12 protein-coding genes are annotated in these 19,254 nt (G+C 59.6%); 4 read left to right on the forward strand and 8 right to left on the reverse strand.

Annotation, left to right across the window (positions count from 1 at the left end; all coding sequences use genetic code 11):
• Positions 1-95 precede the first annotated feature (95 nt).
• The 5 genes from EYB53_RS26980 to EYB53_RS27000 all read right to left on the reverse strand — a co-directional run bounded on the left by EYB53_RS26980 (position 96) and on the right by EYB53_RS27000 (position 10,395).
• On the reverse strand, positions 96-2,258 hold the full coding sequence (locus EYB53_RS26980) for a cyclic nucleotide-binding domain-containing protein (RefSeq protein ID WP_135480682.1): 2,163 nt from the start codon (positions 2,256-2,258) through the stop codon (positions 96-98).
• 166 nt (positions 2,259-2,424) lie between these two features.
• On the reverse strand, positions 2,425-4,932 hold the full coding sequence (locus EYB53_RS26985; protein ID WP_135480685.1) for an endonuclease MutS2: 2,508 nt from the start codon (positions 4,930-4,932) through the stop codon (positions 2,425-2,427).
• Positions 4,933-5,148: 216 nt separating this feature from the next.
• Positions 5,149-6,258, reverse strand: a complete 1,110-nt coding sequence (gene hemH / locus EYB53_RS26990) for a ferrochelatase (RefSeq protein ID WP_205712711.1) — start codon at positions 6,256-6,258, stop codon at positions 5,149-5,151.
• Positions 6,259-7,071: 813 nt separating this feature from the next.
• Positions 7,072-9,795, reverse strand: a complete 2,724-nt coding sequence (locus EYB53_RS26995; protein WP_135480687.1) for a hypothetical protein — start codon at positions 9,793-9,795, stop codon at positions 7,072-7,074.
• Positions 9,796-9,927: 132 nt separating this feature from the next.
• The gene (locus EYB53_RS27000; RefSeq protein WP_135480689.1) at positions 9,928-10,395 is read right to left on the reverse strand and encodes a hypothetical protein; all 468 of its coding nucleotides are present in this window, start codon (positions 10,393-10,395) and stop codon (positions 9,928-9,930) included.
• A 299-nt stretch (positions 10,396-10,694) separates the two neighbouring features.
• On the opposite strand from EYB53_RS27000, the gene EYB53_RS27005 reads away from it, so the two are divergent.
• From EYB53_RS27005 to EYB53_RS27020, 4 genes are read left to right on the forward strand one after another with little or no spacing between them, the layout of a single operon-like run.
• Complete coding sequence (locus tag EYB53_RS27005; RefSeq protein ID WP_135480691.1) at positions 10,695-10,955, forward strand: 4Fe-4S dicluster domain-containing protein; 261 nt, start codon at positions 10,695-10,697, stop codon at positions 10,953-10,955.
• 17 nt (positions 10,956-10,972) lie between these two features.
• On the forward strand, positions 10,973-12,295 hold the full coding sequence (locus tag EYB53_RS27010; RefSeq protein WP_167857522.1) for an NAD(P)/FAD-dependent oxidoreductase: 1,323 nt from the start codon (positions 10,973-10,975) through the stop codon (positions 12,293-12,295).
• Positions 12,279-13,139, forward strand: a complete 861-nt coding sequence (locus EYB53_RS27015) for a hypothetical protein (protein WP_135480695.1) — start codon at positions 12,279-12,281, stop codon at positions 13,137-13,139. Before EYB53_RS27010 ends, EYB53_RS27015 begins: the two co-directional genes overlap by 17 nt.
• An 11-nt stretch (positions 13,140-13,150) precedes the next feature.
• Complete coding sequence (locus tag EYB53_RS27020; protein ID WP_135480697.1) at positions 13,151-14,401, forward strand: cytochrome c3 family protein; 1,251 nt, start codon at positions 13,151-13,153, stop codon at positions 14,399-14,401.
• 127 nt (positions 14,402-14,528) lie between these two features.
• On the opposite strand, the gene EYB53_RS27025 is transcribed toward EYB53_RS27020, so the two are convergent.
• From EYB53_RS27025 to EYB53_RS27035, 3 genes are all read right to left on the reverse strand, one after another.
• Entirely contained in the window at positions 14,529-15,698 is a 1,170-nt protein-coding gene (locus tag EYB53_RS27025; protein WP_135480699.1) for an acyl-CoA dehydrogenase family protein, read from the reverse strand.
• Positions 15,699-16,038: 340 nt separating this feature from the next.
• Entirely contained in the window at positions 16,039-17,814 is a 1,776-nt protein-coding gene (locus tag EYB53_RS27030) for a CocE/NonD family hydrolase (RefSeq protein WP_254151172.1), read from the reverse strand.
• A 186-nt stretch (positions 17,815-18,000) separates the two neighbouring features.
• A complete protein-coding gene (locus tag EYB53_RS27035) occupies positions 18,001-19,080 on the reverse strand; it encodes an NAD(P)-binding domain-containing protein (RefSeq protein WP_135480701.1) in 1,080 nt (359 codons plus the stop codon).
• Positions 19,081-19,254: the final 174 nt, after the last annotated feature.

The raw sequence follows: 19,254 nt of genomic DNA on the forward strand, positions 1-19,254 counted from the left end.
GGCCAGTTCGCCATGTCGTTCCCGCAGACGACGGCCCGCGCTTCCTAGGTTGGCGCACGGCCCCTTCGCCCGATCAGGGCTTTTCAGACAGCCGCTTACTCGGCGATCGTGCGCAGGTGTAAGAGGAGATGAGGGTAGAGCAAATTGAGCCGTTCGAGCGTCGAGGCCGGCAGGCTCCACACAATGACTGGCGTAACCGCCAGGGCACTGGTACGCCGTGGCGCGCCCAAGAGGGCAGCATAACCACCAATGAAGGTGCCAGGTACTGCTTTGAGCGCCAATTCATTACCGGCAGGATCGTTCAGGCGCATGGTACCAGATACCAGCAGATAGCCTTCGTACCCAGGTTCGCCTGCCGAAAAGAGGATATCACCCGGCAACAGATGATGGGGTTGAAAATCGAGCGCAAGATCAAGCAAACTGGCCCAGGGCAAACTCCGTAGCATCGGCAGCTCGGCCATCCAGTCGGCACGGGTACATGCCTCGACGAGATGCAAGGTTCTGGCAATCGGCAAAAAGACCTCGGGGGTGAGTTTCAAAAGCTGGAGTTCGCCGTGGGCGTGCATCGTGGTCGTACGGGCCTCGCCAAGCAGGGCACCACGCTCACCGATGCTGCTACCACGCCCTAGCAGGCGCATCTGCGCCCCATCCATATCGATCGCGACCAGGCCAGAATGCACAATATAGGTCACACCATCAGAGGGATCCCCCTGGTGCAGAATCACATCGCCATCGGCCCAATTGACCGCTTCGACCTGGCTAGCGAGGATCAGCCGCTCGCCAATAGGCAAACGGGCAAAGATTGGGCAGGCAGCAATCGTCTCGACCATCTCGGTAAAGGTATCGCCAGGCACATGGGCACCCATGCCAACGACCATGCCACTGCCGGCAAACTCAATGCGATCGCCCAGACCATCGCTATCCTCGGGCAACTGATGCTTGTTGGTATGAGCGAGCACCAGGCGTTGACTCTTGGCACTGAGCGTTTGAAGGAGTTGGGCCGACATTGTCGTATGGATCGATCCGCCGCCAACATCCTGCACCAGAATGCTCGCCCCTTCGGCAAAGCGCATTAGTTGCTCACGACGCCAGGGCAGCAACACACCCTGGGCTTCGAGTTCGCTAAACCAGGTCTCATCGTAGCGCATATCGCCCGAATAGCAGAGACCCTGCACCCGCACCGCAATCGTGGGAATCGAATGGATCGCATAGATCGCCTCAAAGTGGCGTCCTTCCAATTCAAGCGGGGTTCCGGGATCAAGGCAGTAGAAATCAAAGAGCGTCGCCACCTGATGCGCCGGGACATCGAGCATTGCTTCGAGGATGCGCAGCAGACTACGATAGATCAAGGTCGAAGTGACCAAGCGCACCCGATGGCTGCCCATCAGGATCAATTCGGGCAACCCGGCGAGATGATCTTCGTGCAGATGCGACAGGACCACCTCAGAAATATGGCTTGGCGAGACGCCCAGATTGCCAAGGCGCAGCACAACATAGGCCGCCGCATCAAAGAGCGTTGCCTGGATCTGCACCGTTGAGCCGAGGTAGGCGAGAAAACAGGTGGTAATGCCGGAGGGATCAAAGCCATCGCTGCCGCCAATAAATTGCAGCGTAATCTCCTGCCGCTGGAGCGGGCGCGGTGGGGCGAGATGAAGTGGCACGGCAAGCGTCGTAATCTGGGTTGTGAGACGAGCGATGACGCGGCCTTCTTCACGAAAGACAAAATGGTCATCTTCAAGGGCCAGTTGCGTCACCCCAAAAGCGCCGCCCCCGGCCTCAAGGCTCACAATCTCGACGAGATCCTCTAACATCAACACACGCCCAAGCGGTGCATAATAGCCGACCGCAGCACACTCCTGCTGCACCCAGGCAAACTCACCATAATCTTCAGAATCAGCAGGCCCACGGATTGTTTCGTTGAGGATCGTGCGCAGACGCCGGGCCTGGTGCTCAGTGACCGTCACCAGGCGCGTTTTGCGTTGTTGCCCAAAGAAGCTCGAGTAGATCAAAAACTCGACACTCGCATAGTTGATCCCCCGGCGCACAAAACCACTCGAGCCGAGCTCCTGCCCTGCCGTCAGATCAACCGGCAGCAGAATAATTGATGGAGGGATCAGACCATCATGCAGCAAATATTTCAGAGTCTCGGGGGGACAATGCACCAGCACATCACCATCACTGGTAGCCACCACTGCAACACTGTTGGGCAGGTGACGAATGCGGTCAGGGGATTCAGGACGTGTGCTTGTGCCAGTCATGGGGTATTTCCTTCAACAGAACCCGACCAAAATCCCTCAAAGCATATATTAAACGATCAAATGCTTTTTGTTTGCAGATATTCGCTACGTGTTTTGTTCGATGAAAGACACCAGCTTTACTGGCATCTTTCACCCAACCAACACATTTCGTAGCCCAGGAAGGATTTTAGCGTTCAACGAGGGTAGCAACCGTCACACCATCCCCACCATCGCGCCCGCCGCCAGTGAAATTGACGACCAGGGGATGGGTCTGGAGGACATCACGCACGATCTGGCGCAGGGCACCTGTACCTTTGCCATGCACGAGGCGCACCTGGGAGAGGCCGGCGAGGTAGGCATCGTTGAGGTAGCGATCAAGCCGGTCGCTCACTTCGTGAGCGCGCCAGCCACGCATATCGAAGGTCATGGAGACATCTGGGGGAGGCGGGAGGGAGACGGTACGTTCGGGGCGATAGTCGCGACGAGAATTCGCCGTTTCAGGCTGACCTTTTTCGCGGGTCAATTCGCGGAGATCAACCGTCATCCGAAACCCACCAACCTGAACGGTCGCCGTGGCGTCTTCATGATCGAGCGCGACGATTTCGCCTTTGAGCCCGACGGAACGCACCATGACGGTATCACCAGGTTGCAATGGGCGCGGTTCCTGAGTACGCGGGGCGACGGTGGCAGGCCTAGCTTGCCTGGCGGCGGCTTTCACCTGCTCGGCAGTATCCTTCAAGCGCTGATCGGCCTCTTCGAGCCACTGACGCGAGAGCGAGACACTGCGGAAGTCGTCACGTAACCGTTTGAGTTCGCCGCGTGCTTCGCGCAATTCTTCTTCGAGCTCACGATGGGCGGCTTCAGTCTCTTGTTCACGCTGCTGCTGAAATTGCAGCCATTCGTGTTCGAGGCGATCGCGGTACTTCTCGGCATCAACGCGGAGTTCTTCGGCACGTTGGAGGGCACGTGCCGTTGCTTCACGTTCTTTATGAATGCCGGCGAGCAGATCCTCGACCGCTGCATCGCTCCGGTCAAGCGTGCTATGCGCCCGGTCAACCAGCACAGAATCGAGGCCGAGTCGACGCGCAATCGCGAGCGCATTGGAACGCCCTGGCAAGCCAATGCTCAGACGATAGGTGGGGGCAAGCGTTTCGAGGTCAAATTCGACCGAGGCATTCTGCACGCCATCGGTATTGTAGGCAAACGCCTTGAGCTCGGCATAGTGGGTCGTCGCGACACCGAGCACACCGAGTTCGAGCAGGCGCTCGACAATGGCGCGGGCGAGAGCGGCACCCTCCACCGGATCGGTACCGGCCCCGAGTTCATCAAAGAGCACCAGCGCAGGCGGGCGTTCTTCACTCAGCAATTTCCAGTGATCGGCATCCCAGAGTTCTTCGGGCAACGGCACTGCTTCGAGCGCACCAAGGACGCGAATGATCGTGCGCATATGCGACGAAAAGGTCGAAAGGCTCTGCTCGATACTCTGTTCGTCGCCAATATCGGCGAAGATATGGTGGAAGACCGGCAGGCGCGACGGGGCGGCAGCGGGAATATGCAGACCGGCCTGGGCCATCAGCGCCAGCAAGCCGGTCGTTTTGAGGGCAACCGTTTTTCCGCCGGTATTTGGGCCTGTGATCAACAGCAAACGAAACGAATCGCCGAGCCAGAGCGTCACTGGTACGACGGTACTTTGATCAAGCAGCGGATGGCGCGCCTCGGTGAGCAACAATGGTGCTCGCTCACGGTCGGGGTCAACAAGTTGAGGATCAGCCACCGGGGGAAGCGGCACATCAGGCGACCAGTTGACCACCTCGGGGGCGACGCAGCGCAGGCTCGTTGCATATTTGGCTTTGGCAAAAGCGAGATCAAGCTCGGCGATAGCTTCGACGGCGGCCACAAGCAGCGGCGCGGCAAGACCCACCCGCTCGGCAAGTGCGGCGAGGATGCGCTGCACCTCCTCTTCTTCGGCAGATTGCAACTCACGCCAGCGATTATTCAACTCGACCACCGCCATTGGCTCGATATAGAGCGTTGCACCGCTACTCGACTGGTCATGCACGAGACCGCGTACATCTTTGCGATGGCTGGCCTTGACGGGCACCACATACCGCCCGTTGCGCACAGTAATAATTGGCTCTTGCAGGGCAGCACCAACGGTAGCCGACCCGATCATATGCTGAAGCTTTTCCTGGAGGCGAGCAAAGGCAATCCGGATCTCGCGGCGCAGACGGCCCAGTTCAGCGCTTGCGCTATCAAGCACATTGCCATCATCACCAATCGCGTGCAGAATCTCATCTTCAAGCGGCGGCAGGATCGGCAGCAACGCGGCGCGCTCGATCACAAGGGGAAAGAGCTCGGGGTTGAGCTTGAGCAAACGAGTGCGGATCTGGCGAGCAGCCATTGTCGTACCCGCAATTTCAAGCAAGCTCGGGCCATCGAGCAACCCGCCGCGCTCGGCATGGCGAGCGGCGCGACGAATATCGCGAACGCCGCCAATCGAAAGATCAGGAAACTCATCGAGCAACTGACGGGCTTCGCTGGTCAACGCGAGGGCCTGACGAACCTCGGGCATCTGCGTCGAAGGCAAGAGCGCGAGGGCAAGCTCGCGTGACGCAGAAAAGGCCGTATAGCGAGCGAGATGCTCGCGAATTTTGAAAAACTCGAGGGTTTCGAGGGTTTGTGGTGCTATGTTCATAGGACGTATGGTACCACAGCCAGGCTGTGGGCACCTCATCCATAGGATTGATTTTTGGGGGCCTGCGGACTGATGCGCATGGGTTTTTAGGGCTGTCGCCCTAAAAACCCATGCTTGTGCTGGCGAAAACGGCCAGCGAAGCTGGCCGTTTTCGCCAGCACAAGCGAGATGCTTGGGGCCGCAGCCCCCCAAGCGTGGGTGTGTAGAGCGGTTGCCCTACAAGCGCAGCTGACTGTTGTGCGCGAGCTCAACGGATTCCGGCGAGGCAACCGGATTGAGCAGGTTGCGACACTGGTCGCTGGTGCATCCGGGGCAGCGCAGGGGGTACTGGCGCGAGTGATTGCGCCCGCTTGCAAGGTGGTCAGCGACGAGATCAGCCAGGGTACGCTGAAAGTTTTCGTCGTCGTTGAGGGCAGGAACACGTTTGAAGTTGGTGATGCCGACGCGGTGAGCTAATTCGCCGTATTCATGGTCAATCTCGGCGAGCGTTTCAATGTGGTCACTCGTGAAAGCAATCGGGACAACGAGAACGTTGCGCCGCCCCTGCGCACCCAATTGCTTGATCACCTGCTCGGTCTGTGGCCCAAGCCAGCGCACTGGACCAACCGCCGATTGGTAAGCAAGCAGATATTCGTACGCAAACCCAAGCCGCTCCATCACCGCCTGCACACTTGCACCAATCTCTTGGGGATACGGGTCGCCACGGTCAATGATCTTGAGGGGCAGCGAGTGGGCGCTAAACAGCAAGAGCACATTGTCTCGTTCAGCGGCAGGAAACTGTTCCAGGCCAAGCTGCACGCTACGGGTCATTGCCTCGATAAAACCGGGATGGGTCGGCCAGCGGTCAATCACGCTCCAAGAGAAAGCGTTGCTGAGGCCGAGCCGCCGCGCTGCACGCCAGAGCTCGTTGAGGCTTGAGCCGGTGGTGGCGCAGGAAAACTGGGGATACTGGGTAAAAGCGACCGCACGTTGCACCCCATCGGCCTGCATCTGACGCAAGGCATCTTCGCTAAAGGGAGGCGCATAGCGAAAAGCGACATAAAACCGATGAGGGGCCGTCGCCGGCGAGAGCCGGTCGAGCCAACGGATCATGCCCTCGCCCTGGATGGTGGTCCAGCGCAAAATCGGTGAACCACCGCCAATGAGGCGATAATTCTCTTGCACGGCAGCGGTGCGTCGCCGTGCAATGAAGGGGCCGAGCCAGGCTTGCAGGGGCAACTGAATAATTTCGCGGTCAGCAAAGAGGCGAACGAGAAAAGGGCCGACTTCATCGAGGGTCGCTGGTCCCCCGAGGTTAAGCATCACAATGCCAGTCTGCACGGACATGAGCGAACTACCTTTGTATTGAGCGCACGCGCTCTTCTTCAGAATCTATACAAATCTTATCAAAACTATGCGTAGTATACCATATATATCGTAGGGCCGAAGCACGCGTGGGGGCGGGGCGTGGGGGCACGGCGACGCCGTGCCCGTACGGGGGGCGGCAGGGGCACGAGCAAGCCGTGCCCGTACGGGCGGCGGTGCGTTGTAGGGGCACGGCTTGCCCGTGCCCTGCGTTGGTAGGGCACGGGCAAGGGGGGCGGCGCGCCGTGTCACCCCGCTGCCGCTGCGCCCGCCGTGTCACCCCGCTGCGCCAGCCATGTCACCCCGAGCGCAGCGAGGGGTCTTCCATGCGCCACAGCGAAGATTCCTCACTCCGTTCGGAAGGACATGGCTGGCGTTGGCACCCCGCTGCGCGCCCTTGCCACCCCAAGGCATCCGCCCTGTCACTCCGAGCGCCCGCCGTGTCACCCCGCTGCACCAGCCATGTCACCCCGAGCGCAGCGAGGGGTCTTCCATGCGTAGCAGCGAAGATTCCTCACTCCGTTCGGAATGACATGGCTGGCGTTGGCACCCCGCTGCGCGCCCCTGGCCCTCTTGGGATACTGCTGGCAAACCCCAACTGAGCGGCACCCTGCGTTTTTCGGGTCGTCTTGCGTCGAGAAATTGCGCCTCGTGCGGCGTGGGCCACCAAGCGAGGTCGTCACAGCCCTCCTCCGCAAAAAACCGCAACGACGCTGTGGGGAGTACAGGCTCTCTGAGCGAAGGTCGCTCATCCAACGTTTGCCAGCAGTATCCCAAAAGGCACGGGCGGCGGAGCTACGGCCAGCGATAGCGCTGCCCTGGCGGGAGGCGCAAGGTTTCGGCCCCAAGTCGCCCGAGCATGACAGCGTCGTCGTCGAGGGGGTGTTCAAAGCGGGCATGGGTGGTCCATTGAACGATGCGATCACCCTGCCAAATTTCGCCACTCACCGGTGTGCCAGGCAGGGCGATGCGTGCTGCGGCTTCGGCCATGGATGGGCAGAGACGTTCGTTCGCATCGTTTCCATCGCGACACGTGGTGCTCCGGCGGGTTTCACCGAGATAGAGGGTTGTCCCGGAGGGGCGCGGGGTCACTGCGTTGCCCCGGAGTTCGAGGCAGAGGCGCTCGAAACATTGCAGGCGCCCCCAGTCAAACGGGACGAGCGGCGTCAACGGCCACCCGAGGCGCTCGAGGCCCCCCAGGTTTGTCCAGGCGGCCCACATAACCCCCGGCACCATATAGTCGGTTGCGGCGACATACTGCCCTCCCTGCGGCGCAACCGCGAGGGTCGTCGGCAAGATCACATCTGCTGATGCGCCTTTAGGATCAGCAAGGCTGACCTTGATCTGGTACGAGCCTGGCGGCAGATTCGTTGGCACAGCAAAGGGATGCATGTGTTGCACCGTCGCGTCGGTCGGCCAGCGCGATGGTGGATAGACCCCGTAGATCAATCGGCGTGTACTGGTTGCCACAATGCCGCCATCGAGGGTGGTCAGGTCAACTACGACGCTCAGGTTATCGTTGGAAGGAGGCATAGCCGTGCGTTGCCAGAGCAGCGTCAGCGTCACCAGTTCACCCGGCTCGTAGATTTGCCCCACTGACGGCACAATGGCATAGCTCGTTAGACGCAAAGCCGTGTCGCCGAGGACAAGCTCGCCGTCAAGCGGGGAGGCGGGCCCGGTTGCAACCGGACGATAGAGATCGAAGGTGCCGAGCGAGCCGTCGTGCGCATAACGGCGCTGCACCAGTTCGACGACACCGGGGCTTAGCCAGTTGCCCAGGTAATCGAGGACCACCAGGGGCAGCGTGCCATTGGCGAGCTCGTGCAGCAACGCCGTTTCGTCGGCCAGTCCCTGATCAAGCAACTGGCGCATCTCGAACGCCTGCAGCCGTGAGGTCACCCCGGCGGCGGCGGCAACCCCGGGCATGTCGGTCAGCACCACCGGCCCCGCCGCTTGCACTGTCATCGTGAGCAGCGTACCAACCCTGGTCTGGGCCGCTAACACTTCGGCCTGCCGCCTTGCATCGGTCAGCAACCCATGACGCCCAAAGACGAACCGCGGCTTCAATGGCTCGACCAGACTGGCCGGGCGCAACTGGTCGGCGTGCCACAACGGCGGATAGTAGGCCAGTGCCAGCACAAGCAAGCCATAGAAGAGCAGGCCACGCCACGGCAACCAGCAGCGTATCAGACTCGGCGCGAGCGCGATGAGCCAGATCAGGCCAGCGTAGAGTTCGAGGAAATAGTTGCTATACGCGCCAACCTTGCCCACGCCAAGCGCGGTAAGAAAACCGGCGAGCGTATACAAGAGCGCGAGTTGGAACGACGAGCGCGGCCAACTGACCTCACCCCCTGGCTCCCGCTCGACAGCGGAGCAGGGGAGGGTTCGCGACGAGGATCTGGACGGCAAAGCATCCAGCTCAGCCTCAGAGGCTGTCTGAAAAGTCGACGGTTTGCTTCGGAGTGCCGACTTTAGCCGGCTAAAGCCGGCACTCCAAGGGTGCATCACGTGGTGGCGAACGACACTGACACCCTTTTCAGACAGCCTCTCAGCGGCAGCCGCAACAGGGGCGCGGCGCATCAGAGATAGCCCGGCGAATACAACCAGCAAGGCCGCAGCCGCAAGCGCCCAGCGCAGGCGGATCTGCTGAGCCCAGAACTGCAGCGCCAACTCGGCGTCCCAGCGATTCGCATTGGCCGCGACGACGTGCAGCGCAAACCAGCCCTGGCTCGCCCATTGCATTGCAAGCAAGGTGAGCCCGCCTGCCAAGCCGAGGGTCAACCCAAGCACCACCAGGCGGTAGAGCGGCAAGCGGTCGGCATAGCGACGGCGTCGCCTGCGCCCCGGTAGCGTCTGCCGAGCATCGATCAGACTTGGCAAGACCTGCCAAGCAAGCCAGGCCGAGGCGGCAACCGGGGCCGCAAGGAGTGACGGCTTGACAAAGAGACTCGCAGTCAACAAGAGGCCAGCGACGGCCACACGGCGCAGCGAGGGCAACGGCGGATGTACCAGCACCACCAAGCCCCAGAGCCCGAGCGCCAGACCGAGCAGGTCAACCCGCATGAGGGCCGACCATTCGCGGACAATTGGGATGGTAAGAAAGAGGAGCACAAGCAACCACGACGTACGGCGTACCGTAGGGGAAGCCGTGGTGGCCCCAGGGTGGGACAGCCAGGCAATGGCCCCCATTGCGGCAAGCGTCGCAACCAGGGAAAGCAGGCGACCAGCGATCAACACCGACCCTGTCAGCGGCGTCAGCACCGCCGTAAGCACCAGGTAGAGCGGAGGATAATTGACAATCAGAAAAGGGGCGTTCTCTGGATCAGCATAGAGACGCCAAATCGGCACCCCAGCACGCAGGCGCTCGACCTGAGCGACCAGAGGGCCTTCGCCATAGTCAAGAGGAAAAGGAAACGCCAGAAGCTGCCGCACATGCGCAGCAGCATAGAGCAGATAGGCAATCGCGAGCAACCCCAGCGCAACCTGGGCCACACGCACCAGCGAAGGACGATACAGCATACGGTGCATTATATACGATGCAGTGAAGGGTGTTTTATGTGCAAACTAAAGCCCTACAACCCATCGTGTCTTGAACAAACAGCCAGCAAAGTTGGCTGTTTGTTCAAGACACGATGATTAAAAAAGGTACGGTTAATCATCATCGTCATCATCGTCATCATCGTCGTCGTCTCCGCCATTGTCATTCATGGTTGCATTTCCGTTTGAGGTCGTGGTAGCGCCAGGGGTCGCGAGGATCTGGCTAGTGGTTGCATCCACATAGACGAGACCTGTGCTTAATGGAACTTCATAGGCAACGGCACCCTGATAGGTTACAAGCATAGGTGTGCCTGTGAGCGTAGCACCACTGCTATTGGCAACAGCAAGGCTAGCTGCTTGTTCCGCCGAGACCGGATAAGAGTCTGATGGATTTGAAGGTTGGAGGGTCGTTGGGCTTGTCATGGGCTGTGTGCCAATGGCCGTAGTCGCCTGGACGGGTGCCACATCAGTGGGAGTAGATGTCGTGCTAGAACCAGAGAAACCAGGGCCGAACACAGCAAGCAGAATGAGCACAAAGGCAGTCACTGCTGCGGCGATAGCAAACAAAGCACGTTGGTTCATAAGAATGAAGCTCCTTACTAGAATGATATGTGAGCCTACTCTACAACTCTTTCCTTGGAAGCACATTGGAAAGCATCACGTCATATTCCAAGGTTGCTCACAGGAAAAGGGTGGCGAGGCAGGTGAAGGATCGTCAGCACAGATCGATAAGGTTGCTTCACCATAGATTATCACTCCGTTACCAAGATCATCAAAATTCCAAGCAAATTCCAAGTAACTGGTGCTACGCTCAACAGAGAAGTCATAACTATCGTACAGGCGGCCACAAACAATGTCGCCCATGCGAGAGAGAGGTTTTGATGACATTCGTAGCACGATCCCTCACCCTGGATCTCATCAGGGCCGAGGTGCTTGCCACAGGACAGGTCGTTGCCGACTCGGTGCGCTGTGTCCAGTGTGGTATCTGCTCTTACAACTGCCCGATCGGTCTTGACGTACGAGCCTACGTCTGGTGCAGCGCAGCGATTGAAGATTCACGCTGCCTTACCTGCGGGCAATGCATCGCCCGCTGCCCACGAGGTGTGCTCCGTTTTGCACCAACGGATCGCTCGCGTGCGTAACAAAGAGGAAGAATCTAATGGGCCTGCGCTATGTTATTGTCGGAGCGGGCGTAGCTGGCATTGCCGCTGCCGAATCGTTACGCACCCGTGAGCCGTCGGCCAGTGTTACAGTCGTTACTGACGATCCTGCGGGTTTCTATTCGCGTCCCGGTCTCGCCTATTATCTCAGTGGGCTTATACCAGAGACGCAACTCTTTCCTCGCTCGCCCGCCGAGTTGCGTGCGCTCGGCTTGACCTGGGTGCAGGCTCGGGCTGATGCGCTTGATCCGCGTACGCATCGCCTGACCCTTGCTGATGGGCAAATCCTCGCTTATGACAAACTGCTTCTCGCCACGGGTGCGCGTGCAGCCTTGCCCGACTTCCCTGGGAGCGACCTCGACGGCATCGTCACCCTTGATAGCCTTGCCGATACCCGTGGCATTGTGCGCCGTGCGCGTCAAGGTCTGCAAGCCGTTGTTGTCGGTGGTGGCATCACCGCCCTGGAAATTGCCGAGGGCCTCAATGCGCGAGGGTGCCGGGTTCACTACATGCTGCGCGGGGCGCGTTACTGGGCCAATGTGCTCGACCCCGATGAATCGCAACTTGTCGAGGATCATCTTCGTGCTACAGGGATCATCCTTCACCATCATAGTCAGATACGTGAAGCGATCGGCAAACGCGGTCGCCTTGTCGCGGTCGAGACCATGACTGGCGAGCGCATCCCGTGTGAGTTGTTGGCCGTCGCGATTGGCACGCATCCACGGCTCGATCTTGCCCAGAGCGGTCGACTCAAGCTCGACCGGGGCATTCTGACTGACGCCTACCTCAAGACGAGCGCTGAGGATGTTCTGGCGGCTGGTGACGTCGCCCAGGTCTACAATGAAGTGACGGGCAAAGCGACGCTCGACACACTCTGGGCAACTGCCCGGGCGCATGGGGAAGCTGCTGCGGCCACGATGGCAGGCATCCCCACACCCTACCGCAGTGCCGTAGCGCAGAATGTTACCTTGCTCGCTGGTATCCCCACAACGATCATCGGGTCTGTGGGTGGTGGAGAGGATGCAGATCTCGTAGCAATTGCCCGTGGTGATAGCGAAACCTGGCGGATGGCTGCCTCAGCGTGGGTCGTTGTGGATCCACATCCGGTCAATCGCCTACGCCTGATGCTTGGTGAGCAGACTCTCAAAGGGGCGCTTGTGATGGGGGATCAAACGCTCTCGCGGCCACTACAGCGGCTGATTGCAGCCAACGCCGATCTTACGCCTATTCGTCAAGCCCTCCTCGCTGATAAGAGCGCCGTTGCGGACCTCATCATGTCGTTCTATGCTGAATGGGAGCAGAGTCATGCAGACAAGCGGTGAACTGCCACTACCTCGGGGGCGACGGCCGCCGCGCCATACTACCTATGAACTGGAGATAGCCGTCATTGGGGTTGGAGCGGTCACAGCTTGCTATGTCTGGGCCATGCAGCGCCTTGACACCGCCCCTGGCGCCTTCTTTGGTCACAGCCTGGGTGTGATCGGCTTTCTTCTCATGCTGGCTACCGAAACCCTCTACTCGCTACGCAAACGGGCACGCGGGCGCACCTATGGACGGCTGAGTACCTGGCTTCAGTGGCATATTGTTATGGGCATCGTGGGTTCGTATATGGTGGTGTTGCATACGGCCTGGCGGTTCAATGGACTGGCTGGTGTCGTCACCTTACTCACGGTCGTGGTTGTTCTGAGTGGCTTCGTGGGACGTTATGTCTACACAGCCATTCCCCGCAGCGTGGATGGTGCCGAGCTATCGCTCGCCGATCTCACGGCTCGCCTGACCGCAAGTGCGACGCGTCTAGAGACGCTAGCCCGTCCTGGCTCGGCCTTACGTAATCTACCATCCGCCGATCTGCTTACGACACCACCACCTGTTCCTGGTGGCCCACTCACGGCACTGCTCGCCCGTCCGCTCCTTGCCTGGCGCGACCGAGCCGAGCAGCAACGTCTCCTTGCCACGCTTGGGATCATCGATCAAGCAACGGTCGTCGAGATCCGCCATACGTTAGCCGAGCGCCAGCGGCTCTTGCGGCAGATCCAATCCCTCGCCGTTGCACGCCGCCTGCTGGCTCTCTGGCATACCATCCATATCCCCCTCGGAGTGGCCCTGTTCGCTCTGGCATGTGTGCATATTGGTGCCGCGCTCTACTACGCGACACTGTTGCATTGAGGAGGCTGGTGATGCGTCGTCTTGGCTGTCTTACACCCTTTGGCATTATCGCCGGGATTGCTGCTATGGTTGCTGTCGTGATCGCCTGGATGCTTGGTGGGGGCAGTATGTTCAGCCCTGGCCCCCTGAATGCCCAGGGGCGGATTGGTGTACCACTTGGCGGCGTTACTTCACACGCTGCACTCGGTGGGAATTGTGCTGCTTGTCATACCAACCCGCTCGATACCCGTGGCATGGCCGGTCTTTGTCTCGATTGCCACACCGACATCCAGGCTCAACTCACCAGCCCTGACACCCTGCACGGTGCCTTGCCCGACGGGGGAGCTTGTTTGAGTTGTCACACCGAACATGGCGGACCGACTGCTGCTCTCACGGAAATGGAGCTCACGGCATTCCCGCACGCTGCACTTGGTTTCGCGTTGACTGCTCACCAGTACACCAGCAATGGGTATGTTTTTGCCTGTGACGATTGCCACACTGCGCTGAAGATTACCCCGCGACCAATCAATGCCTATCGTTTCGATCAGGCGATTTGCATCGACTGCCATATGGACTACCAGGCTGATTTTGTCGTCTCACACGTTGCTGATTTTGGTACAGAGTGCCAAAACTGCCATGACGGGATTGATCGCTTCAGCGGCTTTGACCACAATACCCTGACAGTTCCTCTCGCTGGCAAGCACGGCGAGGCTACGTGTACGAGTTGCCATGGTGAGGTACGCGATGTTGCGAGTTTTGTCGGTCTTGCTACTACTTGTGTCGGTTGCCACCAGACCGATGACATCCATAATGGCACCTACGGTAGTGACTGCGCGAGTTGTCATACCCCGGCTGGTTGGGAGCAGGCGACCTTCGATCACAGTCGCACCGCCTTCCCACTTACCGGTGCCCACATCGCGACACCTTGCACAAGTTGTCACAGCAACCATATCTTCCAGGGTACACCCACGGATTGCGCATCATGTCACGCCGAGCCACAGGTTCACCTGGGACAGTTCGGCACGAATTGCAACAGTTGTCACACGACGAGCCGTTGGGAGGGGGCCATCTTTGATCATACCTTCCCGCTGAACCATGGCGGTGAGGGCACAATTGCGTGTGCGACATGCCACACGAACCCGCAACAGTATACCGTGTATACCTGCTACAACTGCCATGCTCATCCACAGGCTGCCACACTTGCCGAACATCGTGAGGAGGGAATTTCAGGCACTATTGATGACTGCGCTAGCTGTCATCCTACGGGGCACGAGGGTGACTAAACGACCATGCTATGTTTGTTAAGGGCACAGCTCCGTATCGCTCTTTTCTCGTGGTTGGTGGCAGCTTTTCGCCGCCACCAACCACAAGAAAACGCTTCTTCGAGACACAGGAGTGGCACAGCAAGCTTTAGCGTCGGTTGACGCGGTAGCCAACCTGCTTGAGCAACTCGCTGGCGATGACGCTCTTCTGGATCTCGTTGGTGCCCTCAAAGATACGGGTGACCCGCGCATCGCGGTACATCCGCTCGAGGGGCACTTCACGTGAGAAGCCCATGCCACCGTAGATCTGGATGGCTTCGTCAATTACCTGGCTCGCCATCTCGGTGCAGTAGAGCTTGACGATGCTGCTTTCGAGCGTCGCATTTTTGCCATCATCAACCTTGCGTGCGCAATCGTAGACGATCTGCTCCATCGTATAGATCTTGACCGCCATTTCAGCAAGCTTAAACTGGATCGCCTGCAAATCGGCGATAGGGCGACCAAACTGGTGACGCTCGATCGCATAATTGCGACTGAGCTCAAACGCCTCTTTCGCTGCCCCAACACTGCTGCCACCAAGCCCGCAACGCCCGATATCGAGGGTACGCATGGCAACCTGAAACCCATGGCCGACGCCACCAAGCACATTCTCGGCTGGCACACGCATATCCTCAAAGAAGAGGCTTGCGGTATGCGACGCCTTCAGGCCCATCTTGTCCTCGACCTTGCCCACATGGAAACCAGGGAAGTCCTTCTCAACGATGAACGCGGTGATCCCACCACGGGCACCTTTGGTCTTGTCGGTCACAGCATGCACAATGATCACATCGGCGAAACTGCCATTGGTGATCCACATCTTCTGACCATTGATGACCCACTCATCGCCACGCAATTCGGCGGTTGTACTAAGATTAGCCGCATCACTGCCCGCGTTCGGCTCGGTCAACGCCCAAGCCCCCACGAGACGGCCCTCATTCATCGGGCGCAGGTACTTGTCCTTCTGGGCCTCATTGCCCCCGAGGTAAACACTCATCGCAGCAAGCTGCGCATGCGCCCCAAAGATCGTCGCATGGCTAGCACAGACACGGTTCAACTCTTCCATCAGCACACAATAGCCCGTGATGCCCATGTCAAGCCCGCCATACACTTCGGGGAACGGCACACCCAACAAGCCCAACTCGCCGGCTTTCTTAAACGTCTCTAGCGGTACCCGCTCCTCTTCATCAACCTCACGGGCGATAGGACGGATCTCCTTATCCACGAACTCGCGCACCGTCTGACGCAGCATCTTGATCTCATCACTGTGCTCGTACTCCATTGTCGAGGCCTCCTCTTGATGCGGTAGTGATACCGCTGCTGTAGTGATGCAGCCTCTCTGGCTGCGCCTGGTTGTTGTGTGCAAGGCCGAGCCCTGCCTGCCGTTGCGTTCGAGGGCTTCGCCCCCACATCCCTACTGCTTGTCTGGCAACAGGCCAGCTACACTGGCCTGTTGCCAGACAAGCAAACATTCCTGGGGCTGTCGCCCTACGATCCCATACGTATGCCGACTGTTTTCACCAGCATACGACGCGAGTTTCCGGGGGCCGCAGCCCCCCACGAAACAACTTGTTAGGGCGGTAGCCCTAACCATACTGGGCCGACGGCCCGGATGCAATGCATCATGGTGTTGCAACCTCCTGGAGTTGCTCGCCTGCCATCGCCTGCCTGGTCGCCTCGCTGACAACGGGGAGAAGCAGAACGGAGGGATGCTCGGCGTCGTGAAAGACCATTTGTTGGGCACGGAGTCCCGCAGGAACCGCGTCGATCAAGGCCCGTCCATCCCCACTATTGACATTCCAGCGGGGGTGAGCCCCACTACAGATATGCAAGCGCAGGCGTTGTCCGGCATGAAAACGCCGTGCTGTTGCCCAGAGATCAAGTTCAAGCCGGAGGCTGCCGTCAGGTTGACGCTCACCGACACCCGGCTCAACCCGGATGGCACCCTCGCAGACATTGATGCTCCGCCCATCAGGGTCAACCGCGCAGAGACGCCCGACGAGATCGAAATAGGCCAGATTGGAACGAACAAAAACCTCGAGGCGCACATAGCCAAGCACATCCAGCGGCGCTTCGAGCGGCGCACTGGTAAAGAGCAACACATCGTGGCGTGCCTCAACACGCGCCTGGTTACGCGCCCCACCATCCGGGCTCAAGACCGGCCCGCCAACCGAAGGCGTTGGATCGTGCGGATCATACTCGAACGATGAAGCGGGAGCCTCTTGCGCCCTGGTTTCACGCAACCAACCCCCGGCGTGCAGATAGAACCGCTGCAATTGCGCCGGCGGAGGCCAGAAATCCATCTCGTGCGTTTCGTGCGCCCCTAACAGCGCCAACCGTACGGCCCGTCGGCGCGGCACGTCACGCCCGCGCAAGAGCGCATCAAACCAGACCAACCCCTCGCGGACAGACGCGCCAAGGATGCTCTTGGAGGTATGGTGTCCGGCGAGCACCGTGAGATAGGGCCGCGCATCAGCAGCCAGCAAGTCGGTATAATCGGCAAGTTGGTCACGCAGGAAAATGTCGTACCACGCAGCAACCAGATGCACAGCCGGCGTCACCCGCGCAAGCGAACGATCAAAATCCACCCTGGACCAATAGGCCCCATCAGGGCCTGGCTCGGCGAGCCACTGCTGAAAGAAGGGCTGCACCGCCCCGGTCGCCCGGCGATCGGCTTCAGCGAGCGGAGCCGAAGCCAGCGTCGCCGCCAGGGTCGCCTCGCGCTGCGGGCGCAACACCCGCACCAGGGCAACCAGGTCAAGCGAGCGTCGGTTGGTTGCCTCGAGATAGGTTGCCCAGCGCAGCGACGACTCATAGGCAAACGGGCCACCCGGATAGAACGAATGCGAAAAGCGGCTCGTCGCAATCACCGGCATGATCGCCTTGAGAAACGGCGGCGCATCGGCGGCCACGGCCCACTGGGTATAGCCAAGATAACTTGGCCCCCACATCCCCAGATTGCCCTCGAACCAGGGCTGGGCAGCGATCCAGTCCAACGTCGTGCGGCCATCCTCCTGCTCGTGGACAAAAGGCTCAAAGACCCCGCCCGAACGAAACCGCCCACGCACCCCCTGCACCACCACATTGTACCCACGCTCAGCAAAGAGCGCTGCCCCCATCAAACCACCCGGCCCGAGCAACCGAGTCTCGGAGGGGCGACCATAGGGCGTGCGGATCAAAATCGTCGGAAACTGCCCGCTAGCACGCGGAAAAAAGCGATCCGCATAGAGCACCGTGCCATCGGGCATTGGCACAGGCAGATCATACTCGACGGCCACCGCATATTCGGGTGGGCGCAAACCAAACGCACGAGCGATGATCTGGCGACGCCTGGCATAGAGCCCCGCGCCAACCAATCCGAGCCCGGCTATGCCGATGGCCGCCAGCGAACGCCGCATGAGATCTTCCTCTGATGAAAATAGGAAAGATAGGGTAGGGAAAACGAGAACCCTGCCCTCTTGAACCTGCCCTGGGAAAAAGCATCCCGGCTTTCTCACAAAGCGTATGACAAATATTACACGGTGCGTTATAAAAAGTATAACAAATACCTATGAGACCTGTCAAGCCATAAATAACGCAGAGTGTCAATTTGCCTCAAATTGCTCAAAGGCGAGCCCATAGGTACGGGCGGGAATATCACCAAGCGTTGTCGGCCAGAGGCCCGTCACGGCGCGGGTGATCTTGCCGGCGTGGTCGTGACAATTTTCGATAAAGAGCGAGTAGCGCTGCTGAACACCCGCCGCCACTGTGCCTGCGACATACACACCGGGGACATTCGTCTCCATTGTTTCGGGATCAAACCGGGGAACCCGATTCGAGCCTTCGAGCAATACGCCCACCTCTTCGAGCAGGCTCTGGTCGCCGCGAAAGCCGGTTGCCAACAAGACAAAATCGGTCGCGTGGCGCAGCGTTGGGCCAGGCACTGGTTCGCCGTCAACGGTACGCACGAATTCAACATAATCAGGCGTAATCGCCACCGGCATCGTTTCGGGCAAAAAACGGATCGTCCCGGCTTCGATCTGGGCCAGCAGATCGGGCATGAGCCAGTGCTTCACCCGGCGCTCATCAAAGGTCGCACGCCGATAGCTAATCGTCACCTGGGCACCGGCCCGCCAGCAACGGAGAGCGGCTTCGACGGCGGAATTTTTGCCGCCAACAATCAGCAACCGGCGCCGAAAATAGTCGTGCGGATCACGAAAATAGTGACTCACATGGGGCAGATCCTCACCGGGAAGATCGAGGCGAAGGGGCCAGTGCATATCGCCAATCGCAAAGACCACCCGTACCGCCTGATAGGTGCGTGGCCCGGTGCGATGGCTCGTCTGCAGCGTAAATGCCCCGACCGAGCCAGTCACGCTGGTCACCGGCTCGTAGCTATTGATATGCAGGTCAAACTGCTCGACGACCGCCCGCAGATAGGCCAGATACTCTTCGCCGGTCGTGCGTTGCTGATGATTATTGGGGATCGGCACCCCCGCAATCGCAATGCGCTCGCTCGTACTAAAAAAGGTTGTCTGGCGCGGCCACCAGGTCATCGTATGACCAATCTGACCCACATCGAACTGCACATAGCGTACCCCTCTGAGCTTGAGACAAACGGCGAGTTCAAGGCCAATCGGCCCGGCGCCAATAATAGCGATGTCGTACGGTTGCTGCGTAGGCATGATGTGTTCCTTTCCTGCATAGTTATTGCATCTTCCGTGTATGCACCCCGCCAGGGCACCCGCAAGGGCTGCCCCTACACCGGCCCCGCCCAGGGCACCCGCAAGGGGTGCCCCTACACCCGGCCCCGCCCAGGGCACCCGCAAGGGGTGCCCCTACACCCGGCCCCGCCCAGG

It is taken from the genome of Candidatus Chloroploca mongolica (assembly GCF_004762035.2).
In the GTDB taxonomy this organism is placed as follows: domain Bacteria; phylum Chloroflexota; class Chloroflexia; order Chloroflexales; family Chloroflexaceae; genus Chloroploca; species Chloroploca mongolica.